We start from the raw sequence: 24705 nt of genomic DNA on the forward strand, positions 1-24705 counted from the left end.
TCAGGTCTTAGAAGTAGCTTAACTAAATATGTCTAACTTTTTTGGGTCAGATCAGTATTGCGTGGGTATCTTTATTTTGATAGCACCTTAATCCTCTAAAGCTTCATCCTCGTGATAGTGAGTAGCTGCGGATTCAATATCAACCTGTAGATAGTTGGCCCAATCCACTTCGTTAAAATCCTCTTCACTAAAATAAATATTCAAGAGCTCTGTCATCGTTTTGTCCCCGTCAGGCTCAGTAAGAGGAGCAAACCAAGTAATAGCTGGTGTTTTCACGCTTTTTAGTTTGGATAATTCAGCAAAAATCTTAGTGGAATCCTTCAACATCTGACTTTTTGAGCCCTCTGTTACATCTGTATCTTGAATGGAAATCGTCACAACACCTTTGGATTCTTCTACAGAGAACTCATTTTTAACGATTGCACCCACAATATCTTCCACAGTAGTATTTTGATCAACTGCCACTTCCTTTGGTTCTGAACTTTTGCCGCAAGCCGTTACTAATAGTGAAGCAAATACTAGAAGAAAAATTAATTTTTTCAATATCATAACCTCCCTTGTTACTCCATATATGCGCAAAATGAGAGGGAATTATACTTTATTAGAGAATGTTACAAATACTTTTTATTTATAAAATATAGTTTAGTTTGGGCGAAATCATTTTTGTTCTATTGGGGCCCACAATTACTTTACACATATTGGGTTGATTGTTAATATAATGTCTCAATAATATTGAATGAGTTACTATGCTTGCTGCATCCAAAAAATGTCGATCAATTCGACAAAAGGCGGATTGCACAGGCATACATAAGAATGGTCAAAAGGGGAGTACTAAAAGTAAAAGCTCTTTTAATAAGGGAATGATTTATGCTTTTGCTCACCGTTGCTAATGAGATTGTTGCTTTGCCTCATAGTGAAAATGTAAACTTTGGGGTATCAGTGGGAATTATAAATTACATTAATAAAAAACCCACCCTCCATTGAGAAGGGTGAGTTATTAGAAGCCTTGTGGCTGTAAGATCAAATTAAAAAGCCGCGAATGCCGTAGTTATTATAGAAAGTTTTAAACCACCACTCCTCAAAGTGGGTGTTCGCAGAAGCTTTCCTGCTTATCCTCATGCACCGTAGTGTGAGGCCCGTCATTCCAACTCCAATAATAAAACTCCCTTTTACAGCTTAAAGGTTAAAACTTAATATTATACGAACAATGCAGCCTTTATGGATATAATAAAGCATGAGCGACAAACATGCAAGTAAGATGATTACAGCAAATTAGTCAATGGGCAAGCGTTCCAAAAGATGAAATAGGTATCTAAAATGGCTTGCAAATAGGTGCTATTGCTTCATATTTCTTTCACAAATGAGAACGGAAAATGCGAACAACCTTTGCTTATTATGGTTGACTATGTAAAGATAGGAGCATAAAGAGGATTTTCCTAGTTAAAAAAGTAGAAGGGGGAAGCACATTGGCTTATCCAAATTGTCCAAATTGTCATTCTGAATACACATATGAGGATGGAACAAACTTTGTGTGTCCTGAGTGTGCTCATGAGTGGAGCAAGGACACAGCTGAACAGGAATTAGATGCACTGATTGTTAAAGATGCAAATGGTAATTTATTAGCAGATGGCGATTCAGTTACTATTATAAAGGATTTAAAGGTTAAGGGAAGTTCTTCCACTTTAAAAATAGGGACGAAGGTAAAAAGTATTCGTCTTGTAGAAGGCGATCATAATATTGATTGTAAAATCGATGGCTTTGGCGCTATGAAATTGAAGTCAGAATTCGTGAAAAAAGCATAATAAAAATCAAATGCACCTAAACGTGGTAACAAGTTTAAGGTGCATTATTTGTCTACTTATTTGAAAATCCTGCGTAAAAGAATGGCAAAGGCTGCGCCTAATAAGGCAAAAATTGTATGTAAAAGAGCAATGTAGCCTGCTCCAACTATCAATGCTCCTATTTCTGTTAAGGAATAGCTGGTAGTATAGAGCTCATTATTTAAATTGTTAATAATGGCCCAGACAAATACAGGAACGGAGCTAATAATAAAGATAATCCAGATATTTTTATAGAAGAGGTATGAAAGGCAACCAAAAAGTGCATAGGAGATGACAAAACCCTTTTGATTGCCGAGCAATGATGAATTAATAGCAAACATAAAGGATAATACAATAAAGACAATATGAAAAAAAGATAATGTTCTTTTCATAGGTAAATATTCAATTGGGAGTTGCTTTTGACTAGTGAGCTGCTGACATTTTTGACAACTTGCTAAATGCTGTTCTATAAATGCTATAGTCGGTTTCTGGAGTGCTTGTTTCTTATAAAGAGGTATTAAATCTTCTACAATTGAGCATTCTTGTGACAATACTTTCCCTCCAATCAATCTCCCCTCATTATACGACTTTTTTTAGAAAATAAAAAAAGCCTTCCGTGAATTTTTCAATCGGAAAACTTGTACATGCCACTTATTATTTTGCTGTTAAAACTTCATTTGTTAATGCTTGAATATCGATATGTGTTTTTTCCTTTACGGCATCCTTTAAAATTTCTGTTCGGAAATACTGAACGCTTGCTTCAAGTGGAATCGCTAAAAGCTTGGAAAGGGCTGATTGATACATATAGACAAATTCCTTGTCCGTGTTGCCACGCTTTAATTCGGCAAACGCTTCATAAAATTGATCGAGCTTATCCGCGAATTCGAGTAAACGGCCTTCTAAAGTATTGTCCTTACCTTCCTTCATACGTTCAAAGAATATTTCCTGAAACTCCTGTGGAATTTCATTAATAATAAACTTTTCCATCATCTTTTCTTCCACATGTGCTAGCATTTGCTTCAGCTCTGGACTAGCGTGTTTTACTGGTGTCTTAATATCACCAATAAAAACTTCAGCAAAGTCATGGTTGATGGTTTTTTCATATAAAGACTTCCAATTAACTGTAGCACCGTTCATTTCTTCTAACGTTGCAAAAAACATTGCATATTGTGATACTTTCCAAGAATGGGCAGCCACATTGTGCTCCTCGAACTTAAAGCGTCCGGGGCAACGAATAATACGCTCTAAATCATTAAGGCTTGTAAAAAATTGATGAATTCCTATAAAAATCACTCCTTTTTGTTCTATAAGTGCATGTTACTATAAACAATACCCTCTTTGCGTGGATTTCAAACAATTTTACAATGATTCAAGCTGTGTTTACAAAGGATTCACAATTGTCGACCAAGCTGACTTAAGTTGGATGCTATAATGTAGAGGACTGATGAAAAGGGGAGTACCATCATGTTTTCCATTTATACACTTCTTCTTTATATACATATTTTAAGTGCTGTTCTTTCGATTGGGCCTTTGTTTGTTGTACTAACTGTCGTTAAAAAAATGCGAATAGCTTCCAATGATGAAATGCCACCTTATATAGAAGCTTTTAAAGGGGCAATTACTATTGTCAAACATTCAGGACATGTTCTTGTAGTATCAGGTATATTGCTAATGTGGCATGCTGGCTATCATTGGCGTACTTCATGGATTGTATTAACTTTTCTTGTGATGTTTGCCTCGATTGTATTTTTAGCTAGAGCTTTTAAACCTACATTACGGACATATAATACACCTGCTTATAATCAACAACAATTTGTTTCACTTTTACAGCGTAAAACATGGATGTACATTTTACTACTATTAATCATGCTGTGGTTAATGGTAGCTAAGCCAATTCTTTGGTAAGAAGAGGCTGAGAAGAAGCATCTTAGCTAATAAACAACCCGACCTATTTTTTAGAAACGCTCATTTAGTGTTTCATGATATAGGTCGGGTTTTCTGTTTCGATAGGAAAATTATTTGGATTCTAGTTTACTAGGCGTTTAAAATAGCTTTTTCGAATAAAGAAATAACTGATGAGGAACAGCACAAAGAAACAACAAGAGCTGGCAATCGAAACTTGTAAAAAAGCTGTGGAGACCATAGCTCGCATGGCTATTAATGTAGTAAGCAATAGTGTAATGGCTAAGGTGAACGGTACGAAAATAAGAATCGCTAATTCTTTTGCAATAATGGTAGCTAATTCTTTTTTTGAAAGTCCGAGCTTCCGAATGCCTATATATTTATTCTTTTCCTGCATCAATGTTGTTTGTAAATAGAAGTATAAAATACTCATCGCAGCACTTAAGAAAATTAAGCTTAGCATGGAACCAATGAAGAACATCACACTTTTAATAAACATTTCTGTATTATATAAGTCGATTTTCGAAGTAAAGTAACGTTGTCCTGGTAAAGAGGGTATGTCTTCTGTAATTGTATTCGCCAATGCCGTATGCGCTGACCAATTATCTAATTCATAAATATAGGTTTTATAAACAGGATAATCAATGGCTTGGTAAATGTCATCAGGTACAATGAAATAGCTATTCTGAAAACCCGTAGATAACAGGTTTTGCTCATTGATGTTCGCTAATTTGAAAGATTTTATATACTTGTCACTAGCATTTTGGGTGATGGGTAATACACCTCGGCTTCCTGCAACAGCAATAAATTCATCTTTACGTAGGTCATTGTCCTGTTGCAGTAACAAGTTATAATCAGATAATGCCATATAGCCAAGGCGTTGATCCTCATTTGATTTAAATTCAATAAAATATTTGTTTGCTTCCACTGTTGCAAGCTTTGTTTCAAGATAATCAAGATCTTTCTTGACCATATCAGCATTTACTTTTGGATCAGCGATGTATTGGAAGCTGTACGGGTAATTTTCTTCACTATCCTTTTTTACATTGTAATAAGAGCTAAATAAAATACTCGTACATAGAAAGACACCGCTTAATAGAATTGTGATTAGAAATAGCATATTTGCATGGGATTTCATTTTTGCATTTAAATTAGACGCCAACAGCATATTTGTTTTACGTAAATATGCTGGTGACTTTTCAAACATTATTAAAAACAGTCGGAATCCTTGAGTAATGACGAAGTAAATCGTACAAAGAATGCTAGCAAAAAATAAAAAATAATAGATAACACCTAGAGACTCTACAACGGCGTGATCGATTTTTAGTATATAAGCTAACATGACCGTCATCACACTACTCACTGCTAATAAAATATAGTGTGGTTGAATCGATTTTTCGATAACCGTATCACTTTTTAAGAGCTGAATGGAAGCTTCTTTATTAATAAATTTAGTGACGACTTTAGAAATCACAATAAATAAGATCAAAAACAAACCAATAGTTAAGCCGATCGCTTGTAGAGGTAAATACATACCGAACGTTTCTGCCTTTAAAACAACTTTTGCTCCCATTAAAAAAAGGGGAGTAATGACTAGTCCGAGAACGATCGCTGCCATAATGGCCAAAATGCCTATGAACAGATTTTCTCGGAATATAAGTTTCCGAATTTGCTTCATGGAAGCCCCTGTAATCATAAAGATTCCGAGCGTTTTTGTCTTTTTCCGTAAAAATGCCATAATCGAGTAGGTAATGTAAATAAATGAAAATAAATAAACGAGCATACTGGCTAACATCAATGTAATGCCAAGTGTCGAATCTGGATCTAAACTTTTCAGACTAGGATGAAAGACGATAACTGAAAAAAGAAAGAAGATAATAATGGAAAACATACTACTCAAGAAATAAGAAACATACGTCCATTTATCTCGTAATATATTCTGGAAGACAATATGATTAAAGCTCATGATGCCCACCACCTAAAAAAGCAAGCGTGTCCATAATTTCTTGGTAAAATTGCTTACGATTGTTGCCACGATGTATTTCGTTATATAATTTGCCATCTTTTATAAAAATAATACGATTAGCAAAGCTTGCTACATAAGGGTCATGAGTCACCATAAGAATAGCTGTTTTTAGCTCTTTATTAATAGAGGTAAATAAGCTCATCACATCATTGACAGCCTTGGAATCTAAATTCCCTGTAGGTTCGTCTGCCAATAATAAATTAGGCTCATGGATAACAGCACGAGCTATTGCTACTCGCTGTTTTTGCCCGCCTGAAATTTCATAAATTCGCTTGGGTAACAGTTCCTCAATATCAAGAAATTGAGCTACATGCTTTAAACGTTGAGACATTTTTGAAGCAGGTAAGCTATCGAGAGTTAATGGCAATAAAATATTTTCTTTCACTGTTAATGTATGCACAAGATTAAAGTCTTGAAAAACGAATCCTAATTCAGAGCGTCTAAATTTGGCGAGCTCATCATCATTTAATACATACGGATTTTTATTATTTATGACGATATCACCAGCAGTAGGACGATCAATAGTAGATACACTATTTAAAAATGTTGTTTTTCCACTACCTGAAGGTCCCATGACGGCAACAAATTCCTGTTGTTGTAACTGAAAATCGATGCCGTTTAATGCTTTATATGTGATTTCTCCACTATATTCTTTTTGTAAATTGGTCACGTGAAGTATTGTGTTTTCCAAACTGAAACAACTCCTTAATGTTGATTAGATAACTTAAGTATAAAAAAGGAGCGGTGCTTAACCTATTTCACTTGATGACATGAAGATGACAAAGTTGTCATCTTTTTAGACTGTTAGAAAAATTGATGGAAAAAGTAGTGACTCGGTCAATGGATTGTATGGAGAAAGGGTGCTCTAGCGCTGTTAAAACCTTTTTCACTAAATAGAGTCCTATGCCGGTTGCTTCTCCACCGATTCTTCCCTTACTTCCCGTAAAAAATAAATCAAAGACTCGTGCTAATTCGCTAGTAGGAATAGTTTCTCCTCCATTTTTTATGTGTAGAGTTACCTTGTCGTAATCGATTTGAATAGTACTTGCTATCTCACTATATTTAATAGCGTTATTTAACACTTGGTAAAGTACAATTTTTAACCACTTTCGATCTGAATAAATAATTTGGTCTTCGGCAACTGTCATTTTAGGGAAAACTTCCTTCGTGATAAAGTAATCCTTCAAATCATTGACAACTTCTTGGACAAGTCCTTTTAAATTAATGGATTCGATTTTTAAATCAGCCACTAAATTAGACGTACGCTCATACGTTAATAGCTGATTGAGTGTAAACGTGAGTTTATCGCATTCTTTACTAATTGTTTGCCATTGTATTAATTCGTCTGAAGACTTGTTAGAGGATGATTGTACGATTAACTGAATGACAGATAGCGGTGTCTTCATTTGATGTGCAAAATGTGAAAGAACAAGATGTTTTTCTTGTGCTTGCTCCTCTAAGCTGTGTTGTTGAGTTAAAAATAAATACTGCATTTGTCTCAATTTTTCGCTGTAGGCTTGCTCAATTGGTGCAAGAGGTTCAAATAAATTCAGGCCTTCATAGGCTTGCACATTTTTTTGTAAATGAGTATATAACTTTCTTCTACGATAATAACGACCTAGTAGCCAACTACTAAACAGAAAGCTGACAAGAAAGATAAAATAGACATAGTGTGAGGTGAAATCATCCAGTTTATGAATAATCCAAGGCAATAGTAAAAAACTTATGCAATAGAGCATAATAATACTTATATGATCACGAAAGAATAACTTCATCGACCTGCCTCCACTAATTGATAACCAAGTCCACGAATGGTTTTAATCTCAAGCTTTGAGTGAATGGCCTCCATTTTTCTACGGAGTCGACCAATATTCACTGACAATGTATTTTCCTCCACGAAGGTTTCATCATCCCAAATGGCGCTTAATAATTTTTGACGTGGTACAACGTTAGGAAAAGCTTCGAATAATAACTTGCTAAGCTGCATTTCTTTTAATGTTAACAAGCTCTCATTGCCTTCAGCTTGAAGACGAACTGTATCTGGATTTAATGTCGTATTGGCTATTGTGATGGAAGAGGATTCTGTTAAAGCATACTCACCATATGTACGTCGAAGTAGACCATTAATCTTAGCGATAAAAACGTCTAATGAAAAAGGCTTTGTGATAAAATCATCTGCACCATTTTCTATTCCATATACTTGATCAATATCATTAACTCTGGCTGAGACAATGATGATAGGACAAGTTGAGAGCTGCCGGATTTTCCTTGACCAAAAATATCCATCGTAAGTAGGAAGATTAATATCCATAATGACTAAATGTGGCTGAATGGTATTAAATTCTTCTATGATGTGTGTAAATTGCTGGACAGTATGACATTCATACTGATATTTCGTTAAATGCTCAACAATCAGTGAAGCTATATTGGCATCGTCCTCTATTATGTAGATTTTGTACATATTGATCGACCTTTCCTTAGTTCTGTATTTAAAGTGTACCCTTATTTCCATTAATTTTAAAAATGGTAACTCAGTGAAAAAAGAGCTAGCGCAAACTACATAAAAAGATAGTAGGTTAGAAATAGGTTTCTTTCAACCTAGTCAATATATAAATTTGAAATTTTTTACATAAATGATTACTTTACGCATAAATTAAACGGCGCTTTATAGTGATTATAGTTCTATTTACTTTCCTTTTTATATTTTAAAAGAGTAAAACTGGATTAGTTTTTAAGTTTTCTTTAAGAAGTATGGCGTATGATAAATATATGAAATCTTATAGTTGAAGTCGGAACATAGATAAAATTTAACGAAAAAATCACCTCAATGGGAGAAATGGTCTATTGTGAGTAAATTCAAGTTAAAGTTATCATTTCTTATTGTTAGTATAACGATAATCGTTGTACTTGTTACGTCTAGTGTTAGTATCTGGAGTAGCTATCGAAATTTCAATGAAATTTTGAAGGTAAATAAAACAGACATGCAAGAAACATATGTAATGGAAGTATTGTCCATTACTCAAGACTATTTACAGGGGTCTGAGAAAGATGAAATCGAGCTGTATATGGAGCAAATAGTCGATACTTTACTTGAGGAAAAAGAAGTTTCTTTTAGCTTGTTTTTTAAGAAAACCATTGTCCCTATAATATTAGTAATAGCTATTATGCTTGGGCTAGTTATATGGTTAACGATAAAAATTACGCAGCCTCTGAAAAATCTTTCGAAAAAAATGGAACTAGGGGAAGAGATAAACGAGAACGATGACATTACTGCATGGTATTATGAAGCGAAGATGTTGAAAAATTATGTACAAAATATGATGATTTGCTCACAAAGTAAAATTGCTGATCTAACGGAGCAATTGAACTTAGACTCATTAACAGGCATTCCCAATCGTAGAAGAATGGATCAAACTTTACATGAATTAATTGTTAATAAAGTCCCGCATGCCATCATCTTAATAGATTTAGATGATTTTAAAAGTATTAACGATACATATGGTCATACAGTAGGAGATGAAGTGCTAAAAGCATTTGCTAATAATATGCAGAACATTGTGGATGAACAAGGTTTGTGCTTTAGATATGGTGGAGAAGAGTTTATGGTCATCTTGCCTTCGAGGAACATAGACGCTGCTATACAATTAGCTGAAAGACTCCGAATTAAACAGGCTATACAAGAAACAGCATGTGGTAGACCTGTAACCATGTCTGCTGGTATTACTGCTTTTACACTGAATATCCAAAGTCCTAATCAATTGATAGAAATAGCAGATCATGCTTTGTATAAGGCCAAACAATCAGGAAGAAACTGTTTATGTGTAGTAAGGAATATGAGACAAATGATTATTAAATAAAATGTGTAAAAGCATGCTAGTGTTCAGTACTAGTATGCTTTTTAGTATTTTATTATCCAAAAATTAAATCGAAACGTCTATTATTGACCCTTTATATGGATGTGTAGGGACTTGCTGCTGAGGTATATCTTGCAGTAATTCAATTGCTGCAGATGTATTTAAATTAAGTGCACTCTGCATGACACTCGACTGGACGGTTTGTTGCAGCTCCATTAGCTGGGATGACATAAGTGAATTAATTTCCATTTCTACCTTCCCTCCTTTTCTTTTTTTATCGGCTTAAAATAGCAAGTATCTAATATGAAAACAGATAAACTGAGCAACTAAATTATAGATTCTCCCCGCTTAAATTATTGAAATTTCCAAAAAAATTATCGAAATTGTATATTTTTCCGTTTTTATAGTAATAATTCCTAATATCAGGCAGACAGTCCTGAGTTATTAAATTGCAAAGTTATGGTTGCTTTCATCAATAGAGTATTTAACTCTAGTGTGCTAGCAGCAGATTTGCAACAAATAATAAAATAATGGAGGTATTACTAAACATGAAGAAAAAAGCATTAGCTTTAGCAGTAGCAATGACCTTTGGTTTGAGTTTGTATGCTAGTCCTTCTTCTGCTGAGGACAAATCGCCAGGCAGTATATTATGGGCACTCCCTCAAATTTATAATTTAACAGTTGGAGAGTTCCAACAACTAAATGAGATGGAATCGTTCTTGTTTTATCCAGAACAAGATCTAGTGAAGGATACGACAAAAGTGGAAAAAACGTCAGAAGATGAATATATCATTAGAGGCGGTGACACATTATTTTCGATAGCCCGTACAAATGATGTAACTGTAGATGAACTAAAAGCGTGGAATAACCTTGCTTCAGACTTAATTTTAGCGGGTGAATCATTGGCAATTAAGGCTTCGGCAGCAAAGCCAAAGCCAAAGACTTCCGAGGGAACTGCACCTACTAAAACAGTTGCAACAACAAAAACGAAAGCAGTAAGTGCTCCGTCAAATAGTTCAGGTAAAACATTAACAATGCGAGCGACTGCTTATACAGCATATTGTGAAGGTTGTTCGGGAATTACAGCCAATGGAACAGATATTAGATCGAATCCGAATTTAAAAGTAATAGCTGTGGATCCGCGGGTTATTCCTCTAGGTACAAGAGTTTGGGTGGAAGGCTATGGGGAAGCAATAGCGGCTGATACAGGGGGAGCTATTAAGGGCAATAAAATTGATGTCTTTATTCCTACTGAGGGACAAGCACTTCAATGGGGCGTTAAAACAGTAACAGTTAAAATTTTAGATTAAGTGTAGAAGGGATTTCTCAAGTCTTGGGAAATCCTTTTTTATATGAGTGTATCAAATATTTTTGTATGGAAAGCAAGCGTCAGGTAAACGATTATGTAAAGACGAAATATAATAATTTGTGCATAAGAAATGGATAAGTTGGAAACCATCAAAAATAGAGGAGGTATTTTTATGAAAAAAATAAGCTTGATTGGCCTTTCTTTATTAGTTTTCGTTGGTGGTTGTAGTTTTTTTGATAAGAAAGAAGAGAAGGTACCAGTAAATGCAGAGTCGTCTCCATTAACAGCGACTGCAAAGGTAATAGGGGCAAATAACGAAAGTTATGGTAATGCCTATTTTCAGGAAGAGGATAATGGAGTAAGGATGACGTTGGCATTAACGGGCTTACCGCCAGGCACGCATGGCATTCATATTCATGAAGTTGGAAAGTGTGAGCCACCAAAATTTGAATCGGCTGGTGGACATTTTAATCCCACAAATAAGGAGCATGGCAAGCTAAACCCTAAAGGCTATCATTTAGGTGACTTACCAAACTTAGAGGTTGGTGAGGATGGGAATGTTGATTTAGATTTCCTGGCAGAAGGCTTGACCTTACAAAAAGATCAACCTAATTCGTTACTTGATAGTGATGGAAGCGCAATTGTCATCCACGAATCAGAGGACGATTATAAAACAGATCCTGCAGGTAACTCAGGTGCAAGAATTGCTTGTGGGGCCATTCAATAAAATACTGTATTCAACTGCATCTAAGCTTAGATGCAGTTTTTTTGAACTGTTTATAGATATTCATTATTTATACATATGGCATCTGTATTTATTTTATTAGAAAAGAAATTTTACGTTTAGGATAGAGAAAAAAGCATTAAATAATAGACTATTTACATTGTAAATTAGTGGATAATAAGTGGTATTTCATAATTATAAAATTCTGAATTTACTATAAATATATTGACATTATTATACAAGGTTTGATAATTTTAAATAGATTCTTAATTATAACCAGAGGGGGAAGGTTACTATGAAGAAAAGGCAATTTAAATTATTAATGCTATTGAGTATCTTCGCGCTATTAATTTTAGCTGCATGTGGATCAGATAGCGGCAGTGGTTCAAAGGACACGAGTGGAGATGACTCTGCATCATCCGATAAGCCAGCTTCGGATATTAAGTTTTTAAGCTTACTAACAGGTGGTACGCAAGGTACTTACTATGCACTTGGCGGAACTTTTGCCGATTTAATTTCGACAGATACAGGTATTAAAACAACTGCAGAAGTATCTCAAGCTTCGGCTGCCAACATGACAGCCTTACAAGAAGGAAAAGGTGAAATTGCATTTGTTCAAACAGATATTGCTTATTATGCTACTGAAGGGAAGCTCATGTTTGAGGGGAATAAAATTGATACCATTTCAGCTTTAGGTGCACTTTATCCTGAAACAGTGCAACTCGTAACAACTGAAGCTTCAGGTATTAAATCATATGCGGATTTAAAAGGGAAAAAGGTGTCTGTAGGTGCTCCAGGCTCAGGTACATATGCAAACGCTGAGCAGTTACTTGAAATTCACGGCTTAACAATGGATGATATCAAGGCTCAAAATCTTGATTTTGGTGAGTCAACAGATGGTCTTCAATCTGGCCAAATCGATGCAGCATTTATTACAGCAGGTACACCAACGAGTGCTGTAGAAGCATTAAATGCTACAACGAAAGTGAATATTATCGGAGTAGATCCAGGTAAAGCCGATGAAATTATTGAGAAGTACCCTTACTATGCAAAAGATACAGTAAAAGCTGGAACATATGGAATTGCAAACGATGTGGAGACTGTTTCAGTCCTTGCAATGCTAGCGGTGAAAAAGGATCTTCCAGAGGATGTTGTCTACTCAATGACAAAAGCTATTTATGATAATACAAATAAAATTTCTCACGATAAAGGGAAATTTATTAAAGCTGAAACAGGATTAGATGGCATTAGTATTGACATTCATCCAGGTGCTCAAAAATACTTTGATGAAAAGAAATAGTGTGAATTGTTGTTGAAACTAGCTTTTTAAAAGAAACGAAGAGGCTCGATTGCATAAAGCTTCGAGCCTCTTTCTTAAGTTGTAGATATAGGCGAGTAGCTTTTAAAGTGGGTGAATAGAAAAATATGCGTTGTAGGAAATTAATTATAGTATTAGCTTTATTAAGCATTTGCCTATGCATTTTTGTATTTCTTCCTCTTCAAAAAGTGTTCACCTTTACAGAAACACGTGCGGAACATCCGAACGTTCACTACATACCCATTTCAGCTGAGCAGAAATTTCAAATAAAATATACCCACTCCATACATAAATCAGATGTATGGGAATCCTATCAAACTGTTCAGGGAAATCGTATTCAAATGCTAGAGATGGAATATGAAGATTTGGCGATTGGTATGCCTGGCTATGCGGAGGAAAACCAAACTTTAATTCAAAGAGATGGTAAATATGTACTTCAGTTTGATAAGAACAAGATAATTGATGATTTTACAATTTATATTGGTGATTTAGATTTAGATCTTGTATTGATTTACGAAGATGTGGAATATGATTTAAAAAAAGATTTGGGTAGGGGAAAGTCCTATTTATTTAAAATTAGGCGACTATCGCTTTATGAACAGTGGAAAGGAGTAAGGATGAAATGACAACACAGGAAAAATCGCGAAAAGAAGAGCGAGTAGACGAATTTGAGCAAATTTCTGCTGAAGAGCAACAAGCCATACTTGAGAAGTATGATATTGAATCAAATGTAAGAACAGTTACGGGTGTCATGAAGCATATTATTTTCTTTGGTCTTCTAGCATTTTCATTGTTCCAACTATATACTGCAATATTTGGGCAATTTCCTGCACAAATTCAACGTACGATTCATTTAGGCTTTGGTTTGACACTTATTTTTCTATTATTTCCAGCTCGAAAAAAAGCGCCAAAGCACAAAGTTGCATGGTTTGATTATCTATTAGCTCTATTATCTATTGCAGTAGGTTCTTATTGGTCTATGAACTATACGGAGCTTGTGAATCGTAATGGCTCTATTACACAGATAGATTTTATTGTTGGTCTGATCGCTGTTGTTTTAGTGCTTGAGGCTGCTCGACGTGCTGTAGGACTACCGATAACGATTATTGCAATTGCATTCTTAATTTATGCATACTATGGTCCATATTTCCCGGCATTTATGGCACATAGAGGTCAGGATTTAGAGAGCATTGTGAACCTCATGTACTTTACAACAGATGGAATATTTGGTACGCCAATTAGTGTATCAGCAACGTTTATTTTTGTCTTTTTACTCTTTGGAGCATTTCTTGTCAAAACAGGGGTCGGTCAATATTTTAATGACTTAGCAGTTGCGTTAGCAGGTAAATTAATTGGTGGTCCTGCAAAGGTAGCTGTATTTTCAAGTGCTCTACAAGGTACCATTTCTGGTAGCTCTGTTGCTAATGTAGTAACATCAGGCTCCTACACGATTCCTATGATGAAAAAATTAGGATATCGTAAGGAATTTGCTGGTGCAGTGGAAGCGGCAGCATCCACTGGTGGTCAGCTCATGCCTCCAATCATGGGTGCAGCAGCATTCCTAATGGTGGAGTTTATTGGGCGTGGCATTACCTATTGGGATATTGCCAAGGCTGCAGCAATTCCAGCTCTTTTATATTTTACGGGTATATGGATTATGACGCATTTTGAAGCGAAAAGAGTTGGCTTAAGAGGTCTACGAGACGATCAAATGCCTAATCGACAAGAGGTATTTAAGAAAATATATCTTCTATTACCAATTGTAGCTATTGTTGTCTTGATGTTAACGGGAACACCAGTTATGCATGCAGCTTTGTATGGGATTATTATTTCAATTGGTGTTGCTATGTTTAATAAGGAAACACGTCTCAAACCAAAAGATGTAATTGAAGCATTGGTTGAAGGTGCTCGAACTGCCTTAGGTGTGGTAGCAGCAACAGCTTGTGCGGGGATTATTGTCGGAGTTGTCGTAAAAACAGGATTAGGTTTAAGTCTAGCAAATAGTTTAGTAGCATTAGCTGGTGGTAGTATTATTTTGACATTAATTTTCGTAATGATCGCTTCCCTTATTCTTGGTATGGGTGCACCTACTACAGCAAACTATGTTATTACATCGACAATTGCCGCACCAGCTATTGTGGCATTATTATCGCCAAATACACCACAGGAATTAGTACCGATAGTGGTTTTACTATCAGCTCATTTCTTCGTGTTCTATTTTGGTATTATTGCTGATATTACACCACCAGTAGCTCTAGCGGCTTTCGCGGCATCAGGTATTTCTGGTGGCGATCCAATCAAGACAGGGGTTAACTCAGCGAAGCTCGCAATTGCAGCATTTATTATTCCATATATGATTGTCTTTTCTCCAGCTTTATTAATGATTGATACGACAATTCCGCAGATTTTATGGGTAGTATTTACTGCCATCACCGGAATGGTGGCGATCGGTGCGGGAGTTATTGGTTACTGGTATCGCAAGCTATATTGGTTTGAAAGAATTATTGTTATTGCTGCAGGGCTATTACTTATTTATCCAGAGAAATTTTCGGATTGGGCTGGTTTAGCAATCTTTATTGTGATGTTTGTCATTCAATTTTTATCACATAAAAAAGGGAATCAGAATGATAACACTGGCCTAACAGTTTAATAAATTTTTGCCTTAAGATTTTAAATCTGCTCAATCAATAGCTGGCTACTAATAGCCAGGTGTTGGTGGGCAGATTTTCTTATGTTTTTAATCTAATATTGAGATTGGTTTTATATTTATAATGCATAATGTGTATTATTTATTGCTTTTTGCTAAAATCCTATTGTATAATTCTTTTATCAGAAAATTCAATTAAATAAGGAGTGATACAATGGGTAAACTATTAAATTCTAAATTTGAGACCTATTTAATGGATCAAGAGTTTGAGTCACATCAAGAGGAAGAGAACAATGAGGAGCAAATGGCGAACATTCAGTATGAAGAATATCCCGAAGGATTTTTTACAAGTTTATAATGTTTTTTTGATGGGCTATGTTGAAAGTGATATTAACTTTTAACATAGCCTATTGCATTGTAAGCCTCGATTTTTATCTTAATTGCTCTGCTAAATGTTCAAAAAAACTCGACGCATTTACGTAAAGGCTTAAACACCTTTCTCTAAGCATATTATAGATAAGATCATTATTATATTTTGTTTAGGTCCAAAGACATATGTACTTTTCTGAAATAGATTCATGTATAATGGGAAACAAAAATGCGTATAGAGGTGTAGTTATGTCAAAAGCTATAACAGTAGAAGAAACGATTTATCAATGGTTTGATCATTTTCATAAATATCCAGAAGTAAGCTGGAAAGAGTTCGAGACAACTAAAAAAATTGCTTCGATACTAGATGAGTTACAGGTTACTTACCGTTTATTAGGAGATGTCCCTGGTTTAATAGCTGAGATTGGGACAGGTGATGAAATCGTTGCTGTACGTGCTGATATCGATGCTTTATGGCAAGAAGTTGATGGGAAATGGCAGGCCAATCACTCTTGTGGCCATGATGCTAATATGACAATGGTTCTTGGTTCCTTATTACTACTGAAAGATCGTCCGTTAAAGCATCGTGTTCGTTTCATTTTCCAGCCTGCTGAGGAATTAGGAAATGGTGCTTGTGCAGCCTTTGATCGAGGAGCAGTTGATGGGGTAACACATTTATTTGGTGTGCACTTAAGACCAATTGAAGAATTGCCGCTTGGAAAAATTTCGCCAGCTATCCATCACGGTGCTGCTTATTTTTTAGAGGGTACTATTCAAGGGATTGATGCGCATGGTGCAAGACCACATCAAGGTAAAAATGCCATTGACGTCATTATGGCTGTACAACAAATGCTACACAGTATTCATTTATCACCATTTGAACCGCACTCCGCCAAACTAACAAAAATTATTGCTGATGGTGGTAGTACAAATATTATTCCCGGTAATGCAAGCTTTTCCATGGATATTCGCGCACAGCATAATCAACAGCTCGAATTGCTCCGTAGTAAAATTGAAACTGGTTTAAAATCAATACAGCAACAATTTGATATTGATATGGGGTGGAATTGGTTAGATTTCACACCAGGTGCTGAAGTTTCACCAATTGCTGCAAAAATGGCAAAGGATGCGATAATTGAGACATTAGGTGAGGAACATTTAGCGGATGAAATAACTACACCGGGAAGTGATGATTTCCATTTTTATACTGTGAAAAAACCAGAACTAAAAGCGGCGATGATTGGAATTGGGGCAAACTTAACGCCAGGTTTACATCATCCTAAGATGACATTTGATCGAAGTGCTTTGATAGATGCTGCAAAAGTACTTGCGTGTGTATTAGAGAAAAAACCTGAATAAAAAAATTTAAGCTATATGAAAAAATGTAATTATTTTTTCATATAGCTTTTTTTGCATGAACATTTTTTGAAATGCATGGATATTCAAGGGTTTGCATGGTTTTTTAATGCTACTTGAAAGCGTTTTATTACGCTTAAATAAAGGGATTTGCTTGAGAAGCATAATTTTTTTGCGTTGACTTTTAATTTTTTGAATATTAAGCTAAAAAACGTAAAAAATTATTTGCGTCTTTATAAAACCTAAAAGGGATTTGGTGCAAAAAAAGGGGATGGGACGATGAAAAAAGAAATTAGTGCATTTTGGGCACTTCTCACATTTGCAATTATGATTATTACAATGTTGATTACAGTAGTTGTATTAGAGCAAAGTCCTCACGTACCATTAATTGTTGGCACAACTGTAGCAGCAATTGTTGCCAAAATACATGGATATAAGTGGTCTGAAATTGAAGAAATGATGTATAAGGGTATACGTCTTGCATTACCAGCAGTTGTCATTATTATTTTAGTTGGTTTGACAATTGGCGCATGGATTGGCGGAGGAGTCGTAGCAACAATGATTTTCTACGGCTTAAAATTAATTTCTCCAGCTTGGTTCTTAGTGACAATCATGCTATTATGTTCAATCGTGTCATTAGCTATTGGTAGTTCATGGTCGACGATGGCTACAATTGGTGTCGCAGGTATGGGTATTGGTTTAAGTATGGGTATCCCAGCTGCCATGATTGCTGGTGCAGTTATTTCAGGATCATACTTCGGTGATAAAATGTCACCGCTATCAGATACAACGAATCTAGCGGCAGGCTTAACAGGAACTAACTTGTTTGACCACATTAAGCATATGTTATATACGACAATACCTGCATTAGTTATTGCTTTAGTTGCTTTCGGTATTATGGGAAGAAAATTTGCTGATATATCAATGCAATCAGAAGAAATTTTAACAACACTAAAAGTAATGGAAGAAAGCTTTGTCATCTCACCTTGGTTATTACTTGTACCAGTTGGTGTTATTGTATTAGTGGCAAGAAAGGTTCCGGCTATACCAGCTTTAATTATCGGGATTGTTTCAGGTTTCTTGCTACAAATTTTTGTGCAAGGTGGTACTGCAACTAGTGCTGTTCATGCACTTCAAGCAGGATTTGAAATTTCTACAGGCAATCATATGGTTGACGACCTATTTAATCGTGGTGGTTTAGACTCTATGATGAATACGGTTTCAATGACAATTGTAGCGATGACATTTGGTGGAGTGTTAGAATATTCAGGTATGTTAAAGGCTCTCATGAATCTTGTGTTAAAATTCGCTAAATCTACAGGTAGCCTTGTCGCTTCAACGATTGCTGCATGTATTACAACAAATGCAACATGTTCTGAGCAATACATTTCCATTGTTGTTCCTTCACGTATGTTTGCAGGTGTTTATCAACAACGTGGTTTACATTCTAAAAACTTATCCCGTGCATTAGAGGATGGGGGAACATTAACATCTGTATTTTTCCCTTGGAACACATGTGGTGTGTTTATTTTAGGTACTTTAGGTGTAGGAGCTATGGAATATGCACCATATGCTATTATTAATTTTGTTGTACCAATCATTTCAATTATTTATGCATATATTGGCTTTGCGATTGTTAAGCTGACTCCAGAGGAAATAGAAGCTGCGGAGCAACGTAAAAAAGAACAAGAATTTAATGATGCTGATAACATGGTAATGGTAGACTAATTTTTAAAATTATCTTTATCTTACAAGTTCAAAGAAAATTCTCGCAGATTATGAGGTCTGCGAGAATTCTATTTAATAGGTTGCAAAATTCAATTCATAAATAGTGCGGGGGCGACCTTGTTGATGAGTCATCTCTTCACCTACAACTTTTGCATAGCCATTATCAACTAATTTTTTGATAATACGTTCTGTTGTACGTCGAGTTACCTGCAAATATTCAGCAAGATTTTGTGAAGTAAATTGTGCCGATTGACGTTCATGACTAAAATTAATTAGTTTAGAAATATTTAACGGACTAAGGCTGGTAAGCTTTGCCATTTGTAAAACGTAAGGATCATCTGTTTTTAAAGAAACTTTACCTTTAGAATTAGGAAAAGGCCCTAATAGACTTTTATGTTCATCGAGAATATAGATTTCGGAAGGTTTAGCAAATGTTAAAGCATATTGAGCATTTTGTGTGGCTTCCAGAATGGAGTGCCCATAGCCAAATGCTAGTTTAAATGGTTGTTCGATTTGCTGTATGAGCTCTTCCAGGTTTTCCTTTTCTAGAGCATTTTGTAGATGTCCAGCTGTTGTATATAACTCAAAGGTATGCGCGGATATTTGCTTATAAGTTGAAAAGGTTGCCTTTGCAATTTGACTTAAAATAGTTGATTCTATAGATGAATCTTTTGGAATTTCTAATAGACCCACAACAGCCTTAAACGATTCTGATTTTGTTAATAATGATTTAGATTTAGTTTCTTCAAGACATTGGATGATGGAATTTTTTGTATCTAACATGCGCATTGCTGGTATTTGAAGTGCTTGTAATTCATCAAAAACACTATGAATACTTGTGATGACAAAATCAATGCTTTTGGTATTCCATAAGGCCATGTGACGCTGTAAAATATTCTCGGTCGGTTCCGTAATCGATATGTGCTGAACGTGTGGCTTTTCGCCCGTATACTCTATTTCTGCTAAAACATTATCAACAAAGGCTGGATTCATAACATCAATGGAAATTCTGTCGATGGGAACAGTATGTTTAGCTACTAGCGATAAAAAAGTTGTTGAGATGGCTGTTTCATCTTGTTTAATATAATTCCAAGGTATGGGTATTTCTGAAAGTAAAGATTGAGCATGCAAATAGGGTAATGTACCTCCAAATAGCAGTGCATCACATGGTTTAATTTGCTTTACCAAAGTAGGTGCTTCAGATGGATGCCTGTAAAGATAAAATTCTAATTGAATATCGGTTACGTTTTGTGCGATACTAATAATACGCTTCATAAATGCTTTAGAACAAATAATCGCTATTTTGGTAGACATGGGCATCGTTCCTTTTCTATTTTTTTAAATATTTAGCGACGTATTAGCGACAACTTTAACGACAGAGGAGACTGATTATGATGAAAATCCAACAAGTAGAAATTTTTGCTATACATTTACCGCTAATTGATCCATTTATCATTAGTTATGCTACATATGATACAATGCCTTCTATTATTTTAAAAGTAACAACTGATACAGGTATTGTCGGGTATGGAGAAGCTGTACCTGATGAGCATGTAACAGGTGAGTCATGGGAAAGTACTTATGCCGTACTGAAACATCAACTTGCCCCTGCGATTATCGGGGAAAATCCAATGGCCTTTGAAAAACTACACGATAAAATGAACAAAGTGGTGAAAGATGTACCTGCTGCCAAAGCAGCTATAGATATCGCTTGCTTCGATATCGCTGGGAAAGCATTAAACGTACCTGTATATCAGCTTTTAGGCGGTCGTTATCATGAAAAATTCCCAATCACTCATGTACTAAGTATTGGTGCTCCTGAAGCAATGGCTGAAGAGGCTGCTAATCGAGTTGAAATGGGCTATCGTTCCTTTAAGATGAAGGTAGGTACAGAGGTAATGAAAGATGTTGCTCGTATTAAAGCGGTACGTGAACGAGTAGGTGAAGACATTGCTATCCGTGTGGATGTAAATCAAGGGTGGGGGAATGCAGCAACTACTTTACAAGGATTACGTGCAATGAAGGATTTAAATATCGATTGGTTAGAGCAGCCAGTAGATAGCGAAGATATTGATGGAATGGTAGAAATTAAATCAAAATCTGATGTTACATTAATGATTGATGAAGGTCTTCGTGGCGTACGTGAAATGCGTGAAATTATTGCTAAGCGTGCAGCGGATAAAGTGAATATTAAATTAATGAAGTGTGGAGGCATCTACCCTGCTATGAAGCTTGCTGTTATGGCAGAGATGGCAGGTATAGAGTGTCAAATTGGTTCTATGGTTGAATCATCTGTTGGTTCTGCTGCAGGTTTCCATGTAGCTTTCTCGAAGAAAATTATGACAAGTGTTGAACTAACAGGCCCATTAAAATTCTCTAAAGATGTGGGCAACCTGCATTATGATGTTCCATTTATTTGCTTAAACGAAGAAGCAGGCTTAGGTATAGATGTAGATGAAGATGTAATAAAGGAATTATGTAAATTTTCAACAGTTGTAACTGCTTAAGGAGGCGTAAAATGGAAAAGATTTATGAAGGTATGCTTGGTAAGACACCTTTTTTTGTTACAAAATTAACGCCTCAGCATATACAACAAATTGAGGAGCTGCAGCATGAGGTCTATGAGGCATTAACAGATCAAAGTATTTTACAGCCATTAAGTACAGAGGAATTTGAGTATATTTTAAATGGCAATGGAATGATGATTGGTGCTTATGTTGAGGATCAATTGATTGCCTTTCGAGCACTGTTAAATCCACCTATTGATGAAGAGCATCTTGGCTATGATTGTGGAATTGAGGAGAAGGATTTTCAACGTGTTTTATATCAAGAAATTTCCAATGTTTCACCAAAGTATCGCGGTTATGGCTTACAGAAAACATTAGCTACTGTAGTGATGAATAGCATCGATTTAAAAAAATATGATTATGTTTGCTCAACCGTAAAGCCATATAATATTCCGAGTTTAAAGGATAAATTCTCGCAAGACCTCTTAATTAAAGGCTTGAAAATTAAGTACGTAGATAAGCTGCGTTATATTTTCTATAAAGATTTAAGACAAGATTTGTCATCAGTATTTACTGAAAAACAAGTAATATCAATGGGAGATATAGCTGGACAACAACAACTCTTAAAACAAGGTTTCCTTGGTACGACTATGTATGAAGAAAACAATGATTGGTTTGTTGTATACGAAAAATAAAGTAAAAGCCTTACCTGACACAAAAGTTTTGTGAAGGGTAAGGCTTTTTTACGAGGCTCTAAGTTATTTCTTCATTGGGCAATAACCACAGGCCATTAAGCCAGGGATATCTTTAGAAAAACAACATGATTTTCTTACAGGCAAATTGATTAAATTTGTGGGGCTTTGACCACCTGTATATTGTGCCCACCAAGATTTGTTGGAGAAGCGTGCCCATGTTTTAGGGTCCTCTAAAATTTCAATATCCTCCATAGCTTGATCAGCTAAACCAGGATTAGATAACAATACATGATAGTGCCATAGCAAATATCCGAAGAAATTTTCCCAAATGGTAAGAGGGGAAATCGATGTTACTTTCCTTAGTTTTTGGACAATTACATGCCCATCGTAAAGGACTTTCTCTATGACTGTTTGACGCTCATCTTCATCGACATAACGCCAATCATTTGGATTAGCGAACATGGCAACGGTAAAACTATTGAATTCCTTGGCCGCATCGAAACGCAATTCAAGTGGCTTACCATCCCATACTTCGTCATAAGCGGCAAGCATATAAAATTGCATAGCAAAAAACATACCATAGCGGCGTGCAAAGTGAGAAATAGCGGCAGTTTCTGTTGCGGCATCAGTTATACCCATCATGAGATTTAAAAAATCAGGGTGGTAAAAGTCTTTATGTATATCAGCTAATGTAAATAAAGTCCGCTTAGGCTCAGTTGTATAAATACTATAGGAGTTTAATTGTTGAACTTGATCCATCGTTAAAGCTGGCATGGTAATCCTCTTTTCCTTAGAACTTCTGTTAATTTCATTATAAAGTAATCAATTTTGCTTCACAAATAGTATGCCATATAGTAAAATACATTAAACATATAAGAAAGGTAGGGTTTATAATGTCACAGGTTCTTGCCATTCCAAGACCGCTAGTTCGATTAAATCAATGGACTATTCTTTTAAGTGTGATTTTTACATGGATAACCGGAGTTACATGGCTATTAGTTATTCCTCTTGCTGCAAATTTACTAGGCCTTTTATTCAACTATAACCCAATTATTCGCGTTGGGAGGCTGTTTTTAAAAAAAGCTCCTTCTGCCTATATACCAGAGGATGCACAACAACAGAAATTTAATTCCAGCATTGCTAGCTTTTGTTTAGCAGCCGGTTTAATAGGATATCTATTAGATTGGCAGGTCCTAGGCTATATCTTTACTGGTATGGTTGCAATAGCCTCATCCATCGCAATTGCCGGTTTTTGTATAGGTTGTTTTCTTCATTTTCAACTGAAGCAATGGCAATATCGACGTTCGTTAAAAAAATCTTTTTAAAAAAAGAAAAAAATTATTAGATAATTGTTGACAATTTAATTGATAATGATTATCATTATCGTATAAAGATTATTCCTCCTCTACAATACAGTGTAGAGAGGATGAACTTTAGCTACTTTTCTCCAGAAGTTTGCTAGTTCATGATTACGCTCCTAAAACCCCCCTCATTTTTTGGGAACGTGAAAATCTCAGACGACTCATTCTAATTTTAGAATGGAGTCGTCTTTTTTTGAAAATCATTGCGCATTGTTGTAATTACTATGGCAACCACTAGAGGAGTTATTCATCACTTAGAAGATTAACACGGAAATGTGCATCTTGGTTCTTGATCTGAATTGGAAGAACGACGATGACATCTGTGACCAACGAAAACTTCCGCCCACAGTGAAATGTTACGAAGAAGTAGTTTGCTGAACAGCGTTTTTTCTCCCAAGTATCATTGTATAGTAACTATGTAGTAACATGCCCACAATGATGACACCAAGACCTGCTAATGCAAGCGGGTTAGGGAAGGCAATTCCTAATAATAATACTTCACCGATTATAACAAAAAGAATTTCAGTTGATTGTGTAGCCTCAACTGCAGCTAATTTGCCTTGATGGTCTCTTACGCGGTCTGTTGCGATAAAAAATAATATGGTTGCAATGACTCCAGAGCTAATGCCAACAAGTAACGATTGGAACATTTGGCTTGCTGAAGGCAGGCCGACAGTAAATATGGCATAAATAGCCATGATGATCCATGCTGGCAATGAAGCAATCGTCATGCCTAGTACACGCTGAAAGGTATCGATCCGTCCCCCACAAACTTCCATCATCTTGCGATTTCCAAGAGGGTAAGCAAATGCTGCGACGATGACAGGTAAAATACCAAGCATTAAACTTCTAAATGAAACGGATTGTGCCTGCGGTATTTGTATTAGCAGAATACCTACTAAAATGACACAAGAAATAAGAAGAGAAATGAAAGGGATTTTTTGGCGCACTGTTTTACCAGCAATAACTGAAACGAAGAGGGGAGCTAATAATACACCAGCAACAATAGTAAATTGCCACGTGCCAGATACGAGCCAACCTGGACCAAATGCTGCAGCAAATGTTAATGGTGCATAGAATAAGACAAAT

Annotated in this window: 25 protein-coding genes and 1 other RNA gene; 14 read left to right on the forward strand and 12 right to left on the reverse strand. The window is 35.7% G+C overall.

The window, feature by feature from the left end:
- Positions 1 to 87: 87 nt before the first annotated feature.
- Both RT445_RS13210 and ssrS read right to left on the reverse strand, forming a co-directional pair.
- Positions 88 to 549, reverse strand: a complete 462-nt coding sequence (locus tag RT445_RS13210) for a hypothetical protein (RefSeq protein ID WP_274795371.1) — start codon at positions 547 to 549, stop codon at positions 88 to 90.
- A gap of 477 nt (positions 550 to 1026) precedes the next feature.
- A non-coding RNA gene (gene ssrS, locus RT445_RS13215) (6S RNA) lies at positions 1027 to 1219 on the reverse strand.
- A gap of 247 nt (positions 1220 to 1466) precedes the next feature.
- On the opposite strand from ssrS, the gene RT445_RS13220 reads away from it, so the two are divergent.
- Positions 1467 to 1802 carry a zinc ribbon domain-containing protein YjdM gene (locus RT445_RS13220; protein WP_274795372.1) on the forward strand — a complete coding sequence of 112 codons (336 nt, stop codon included), beginning with the start codon at positions 1467 to 1469 and terminating at the stop codon, positions 1800 to 1802.
- A gap of 56 nt (positions 1803 to 1858) precedes the next feature.
- On the opposite strand, the gene RT445_RS13225 is transcribed toward RT445_RS13220, so the two are convergent.
- The gene (locus RT445_RS13225; RefSeq protein WP_312505129.1) at positions 1859 to 2371 is read right to left on the reverse strand and encodes a zf-HC2 domain-containing protein; all 513 of its coding nucleotides are present in this window, start codon (positions 2369 to 2371) and stop codon (positions 1859 to 1861) included.
- Positions 2372 to 2474: 103 nt separating this feature from the next.
- The gene (locus RT445_RS13230) at positions 2475 to 3113 is read right to left on the reverse strand and encodes a YfbR-like 5'-deoxynucleotidase (protein WP_274795374.1); all 639 of its coding nucleotides are present in this window, start codon (positions 3111 to 3113) and stop codon (positions 2475 to 2477) included.
- Positions 3114 to 3284: 171 nt separating this feature from the next.
- Between RT445_RS13230 and RT445_RS13235 the strand changes: the two genes are divergently transcribed.
- Positions 3285 to 3725 (forward strand): DUF2269 family protein, encoded by a 441-nt coding sequence (locus tag RT445_RS13235; RefSeq protein ID WP_274795375.1) that lies wholly within the window; start codon positions 3285 to 3287, stop codon positions 3723 to 3725.
- Between the two features lie 121 nt (positions 3726 to 3846).
- On the opposite strand, the gene RT445_RS13240 is transcribed toward RT445_RS13235, so the two are convergent.
- The 4 genes from RT445_RS13240 to RT445_RS13255 form a co-directional block, all read right to left on the reverse strand.
- Positions 3847 to 5688 carry an FtsX-like permease family protein gene (locus RT445_RS13240; protein WP_312505126.1) on the reverse strand — a complete coding sequence of 614 codons (1842 nt, stop codon included), beginning with the start codon at positions 5686 to 5688 and terminating at the stop codon, positions 3847 to 3849.
- Positions 5678 to 6439: an ABC transporter ATP-binding protein gene (locus RT445_RS13245; protein WP_312505124.1), complete on the reverse strand. Its 762-nt coding sequence runs from the start codon at positions 6437 to 6439 to the stop codon at positions 5678 to 5680. Before RT445_RS13245 ends, RT445_RS13240 begins: the two co-directional genes overlap by 11 nt.
- A 97-nt stretch (positions 6440 to 6536) precedes the next feature.
- Positions 6537 to 7523 (reverse strand): sensor histidine kinase, encoded by a 987-nt coding sequence (locus RT445_RS13250; protein ID WP_313470711.1) that lies wholly within the window; start codon positions 7521 to 7523, stop codon positions 6537 to 6539.
- Positions 7520 to 8209, reverse strand: coding sequence for a response regulator transcription factor (locus RT445_RS13255; RefSeq protein ID WP_274795379.1), 690 nt, complete (start codon positions 8207 to 8209; stop codon positions 7520 to 7522). Before RT445_RS13255 ends, RT445_RS13250 begins: the two co-directional genes overlap by 4 nt.
- A gap of 385 nt (positions 8210 to 8594) precedes the next feature.
- Here RT445_RS13255 and RT445_RS13260 point away from each other — a divergent pair, with 385 nt between their 5' ends.
- Positions 8595 to 9605, forward strand: coding sequence for a GGDEF domain-containing protein (locus tag RT445_RS13260; RefSeq protein ID WP_313470712.1), 1011 nt, complete (start codon positions 8595 to 8597; stop codon positions 9603 to 9605).
- Between the two features lie 63 nt (positions 9606 to 9668).
- Here the strand turns inward: RT445_RS13260 and RT445_RS13265 are convergent, their stop codons facing one another.
- Entirely contained in the window at positions 9669 to 9851 is a 183-nt protein-coding gene (locus RT445_RS13265; protein WP_274795381.1) for a putative motility protein, read from the reverse strand.
- 299 nt (positions 9852 to 10150) lie between these two features.
- On the opposite strand from RT445_RS13265, the gene RT445_RS13270 reads away from it, so the two are divergent.
- The 8 genes from RT445_RS13270 to nhaC all read left to right on the forward strand — a co-directional run bounded on the left by RT445_RS13270 (position 10151) and on the right by nhaC (position 19053).
- Positions 10151 to 10912, forward strand: a complete 762-nt coding sequence (locus RT445_RS13270; protein WP_274795382.1) for a LysM peptidoglycan-binding and 3D domain-containing protein — start codon at positions 10151 to 10153, stop codon at positions 10910 to 10912.
- 171 nt (positions 10913 to 11083) lie between these two features.
- Entirely contained in the window at positions 11084 to 11638 is a 555-nt protein-coding gene (locus tag RT445_RS13275) for a superoxide dismutase family protein (RefSeq protein ID WP_274795383.1), read from the forward strand.
- A 292-nt stretch (positions 11639 to 11930) separates the two neighbouring features.
- On the forward strand, positions 11931 to 12935 hold the full coding sequence (locus RT445_RS13280; protein WP_274795384.1) for a TAXI family TRAP transporter solute-binding subunit: 1005 nt from the start codon (positions 11931 to 11933) through the stop codon (positions 12933 to 12935).
- A 125-nt stretch (positions 12936 to 13060) separates the two neighbouring features.
- The gene (locus tag RT445_RS13285) at positions 13061 to 13579 is read left to right on the forward strand and encodes a DUF1850 domain-containing protein (RefSeq protein ID WP_274795386.1); all 519 of its coding nucleotides are present in this window, start codon (positions 13061 to 13063) and stop codon (positions 13577 to 13579) included.
- Complete coding sequence (locus RT445_RS13290) at positions 13576 to 15603, forward strand: TRAP transporter permease (protein ID WP_274795387.1); 2028 nt, start codon at positions 13576 to 13578, stop codon at positions 15601 to 15603. The genes RT445_RS13285 and RT445_RS13290 overlap by 4 nt, the downstream gene beginning before the upstream one ends.
- Before the next feature lie 211 nt (positions 15604 to 15814).
- On the forward strand, positions 15815 to 15958 hold the full coding sequence (locus RT445_RS13295; RefSeq protein WP_274795388.1) for a hypothetical protein: 144 nt from the start codon (positions 15815 to 15817) through the stop codon (positions 15956 to 15958).
- Between the two features lie 260 nt (positions 15959 to 16218).
- A complete protein-coding gene (locus RT445_RS13300; protein WP_274795390.1) occupies positions 16219 to 17328 on the forward strand; it encodes an amidohydrolase in 1110 nt (369 codons plus the stop codon).
- Positions 17329 to 17604: 276 nt separating this feature from the next.
- Positions 17605 to 19053 (forward strand): Na+/H+ antiporter NhaC, encoded by a 1449-nt coding sequence (nhaC, locus tag RT445_RS13305; RefSeq protein ID WP_274795391.1) that lies wholly within the window; start codon positions 17605 to 17607, stop codon positions 19051 to 19053.
- Between the two features lie 72 nt (positions 19054 to 19125).
- On the opposite strand, the gene RT445_RS13310 is transcribed toward nhaC, so the two are convergent.
- Complete coding sequence (locus RT445_RS13310) at positions 19126 to 20367, reverse strand: helix-turn-helix domain-containing protein (RefSeq protein WP_274795392.1); 1242 nt, start codon at positions 20365 to 20367, stop codon at positions 19126 to 19128.
- 80 nt (positions 20368 to 20447) lie between these two features.
- On the opposite strand from RT445_RS13310, the gene RT445_RS13315 reads away from it, so the two are divergent.
- Together RT445_RS13315 and RT445_RS13320 are read left to right on the forward strand one after the other, a co-directional pair.
- Complete coding sequence (locus RT445_RS13315; RefSeq protein WP_274797253.1) at positions 20448 to 21560, forward strand: mandelate racemase/muconate lactonizing enzyme family protein; 1113 nt, start codon at positions 20448 to 20450, stop codon at positions 21558 to 21560.
- 11 nt (positions 21561 to 21571) lie between these two features.
- Positions 21572 to 22255, forward strand: coding sequence for a GNAT family N-acetyltransferase (locus RT445_RS13320; RefSeq protein ID WP_274795393.1), 684 nt, complete (start codon positions 21572 to 21574; stop codon positions 22253 to 22255).
- 63 nt (positions 22256 to 22318) lie between these two features.
- Here RT445_RS13320 and RT445_RS13325 read toward each other — a convergent pair whose 3' ends face one another.
- Entirely contained in the window at positions 22319 to 23029 is a 711-nt protein-coding gene (locus tag RT445_RS13325) for a Fe-S oxidoreductase (protein WP_274795394.1), read from the reverse strand.
- Between the two features lie 119 nt (positions 23030 to 23148).
- On the opposite strand from RT445_RS13325, the gene RT445_RS13330 reads away from it, so the two are divergent.
- On the forward strand, positions 23149 to 23580 hold the full coding sequence (locus RT445_RS13330) for a DUF4395 domain-containing protein (RefSeq protein ID WP_274795395.1): 432 nt from the start codon (positions 23149 to 23151) through the stop codon (positions 23578 to 23580).
- A gap of 392 nt (positions 23581 to 23972) precedes the next feature.
- Here RT445_RS13330 and RT445_RS13335 read toward each other — a convergent pair.
- Positions 23973 to 24705, reverse strand: a 733-nt coding sequence (locus RT445_RS13335) for a DMT family transporter (RefSeq protein WP_313470714.1), incomplete at its 5' end; no start/stop codon positions are given.

Origin of the sequence: Lysinibacillus sp., from assembly GCF_032093475.1 — a bacterium.
In the GTDB taxonomy this organism is placed as follows: Bacteria; Bacillota; Bacilli; order Bacillales_A; family Planococcaceae; genus Lysinibacillus; species Lysinibacillus irui.